The 2,123-nt window shown below is 72.3% G+C and carries 2 protein-coding genes; both read right to left on the bottom strand.

Translation table 11 applies throughout. From position 1 onward, the window contains the following. A partial coding sequence (locus G6031_RS16395; RefSeq protein WP_182653842.1) for a TIGR03089 family protein occupies positions 1-557 on the bottom strand: 557 nt, incomplete at its 3' end. Positions 558-594: 37 nt separating this feature from the next. Continuing rightward, a partial coding sequence (locus tag G6031_RS16390; RefSeq protein ID WP_241737389.1) for an LCP family protein occupies positions 595-2,123 on the bottom strand: 1,529 nt, incomplete at its 5' end.

Genomic DNA, 2,123 nt, shown 5'->3' with positions numbered 1-2,123 from the left:
TCCCGCTCGCGGCCGGCGACGAGCGCCCGGCCGGCCAGCGCCGGGTCCGCCAGCTGCTCGACCGACCGCCCGTCCAGGGCGGACTCACCCTGCCCGGACGGGACGAACGCGTCCGGGTGGATCCGGCACGACTCGGCCAGGTCGACGACGCCCGGGGGGACGTCCACGCCGACCGCGGCCAGCGGGCGGCCCATCGGGTCGGTGGTCATGAGGAGCGTCTCGACATCGGTCGGGTGGCGTTCCAGGCGGTCGGCGGTGGTGATCACCGCCACGGCGTCGTCGGCCGGCCCGGTCCGCACCTCGGCCCCCGCCCACCAGACGCCCAGGAGCACCCCGGCTGTGAGCCAGTGGGCCGGCAGGTCGCACACCACGACGTCACCCGGGGCCACGCCCACCTCGTCCCGCAGGAGCCCGGCGATCTTGGCGGCCCAGTTGGCGGTGGAGGTCACGGACAGCTCGATCCGGGACGGTGCTCCGAGGTCGTAGTGCGTGACCAGCGGCGCGCCCGGGTCCGCTGCGAGGAGCGGCTGGAGCACGGTGTCTGCGGCGGTGTTCACGGGTCGTCCTCCGGACGGTCGGTCGGGTGCGGCTCGGTCAGTTCACACAGGGGACGTCCGAACCACCGGCGTCGAAGGTCGGACGCTGCGCGATCGACGGTGGCAACGGGGCGTAGGTGGTGGTCTCGGGGGAGTAGGACTCGGTCGCGGAGGCGTCCCCCGTGGGACCGCTGTAGTCCTCCGCCAGGACCACGCGGACCGCCCCGGGGGGCACCGCGGGATCCACCTGGACGGGCAACCCGCCCAGCGCGTCGGAGACCGCGAACGCCGAGGGGTCGTCGGCCGAACCGGCGGCGACGTGGGAGGTGTACGCCGCTGCCGGATCGGTGAGCAGGTCCCCGACGGCGTACCCGAGTTCGGACAGGGAACCGGAGACCCGGGCCGCCAGACCGTCGATCGCGGTGGTGTTGACCACCGAGACGGTCACGGCGGCGGGGTCCACCCCCGGGGTGCCGGTCTGCTCCTGTTCCTCCTCCACGTCGTCGGTACTGGCGAATCCGCCGACGAACTCCGCGACCTGGTCGGGGTCGACGGTGACGATGGACTCGCCCCATTCGGTGAAGGAGTCGATGCTCGTGACCGGGATGGTCTCGAACCGCACGTTCCCGCCGCTGATGTCCTGGAGCTTCATCGCGAAGTCCACGAAGTCCCAGTTCTCGTCGATGACGAACGACCGTCGGGCCGCGTCGACGAGCGCTCCGAGCTTCGTCGGGTCCGCGAGGGTGCCGGCGGACAGGGTCTTCTTGACCAGCTGGGACATGAACGCCTGCTGGCGGACGATCCGGTCGAGGTCGCCCGCGGGCAGGTCGTGCCGCTGACGCACGAAGCTCAGGGCGTCGGAGCCGGACACGGTCTGGACCCCGGCCCGGAAGTTCGCGCCGGACAGCGGTTCGTCGACGTCCTCGTTCAGGCACACCGGCACGCCACCGACGGCGTCGGTGAGCAGGACGAATCCCAGCAACCCGATCTCGGCGTAGTGGTCGGCCTGCACGCCGGTGAGATCGCGGACGGTGTTGATCAGCCCGTTGCGGCCGGCCTGGACGGCGTCGCGTTGGTCCTGCTCGGTGAGCGCACCGTCGGGGTCGTTCGCCACGGCCTCGTCGAGGTACGTCTGCTTGTATCCGGCGTAGACACCGTTGATCTTGCTGCCCCCGATGTCCCGGGTCTCCACGTAGACGTCCCGGGGGATCGAGATCGCGGTGGCCGAGCTCCCGTCCTCCGGGATCCGGATGAGCAGGATCGTGTCCGTGTTCTCGCCCTCGTCCTCGCCGGTCCGGACGGTGGCGAGTTCCTCCTGGCTGAGCGCGTTGCCCTGGGCGTCGGTGCGGTTGTCCGTCCCCACCAGGAGGATGTCGACGGCGCCGTCGAGCCCGCCGTCCCCCACGTCGAGGCCTCCGGCGGAGGACAGGTCGGAGCTCAGACCGTTGAACAGCGACCAGCCCACGCCGGTCACCAGGAGGCAGAACACGGATGCCAGAGCGGCGAGGGTGCGGGCGATTCGCGAGCCCAGCGGGCGGGAGGGGGTCGCGTGGCGCCGACCGCGCCCGGGGGCGGGTGCGCGCCGGG

The organism is Dietzia sp. CQ4, from assembly GCF_014145125.1.
In the GTDB taxonomy this organism is placed as follows: Bacteria; Actinomycetota; Actinomycetes; order Mycobacteriales; family Mycobacteriaceae; genus Dietzia; species Dietzia natronolimnaea.
This window is presented reverse-complemented; position numbering and strand designations above follow the sequence as displayed.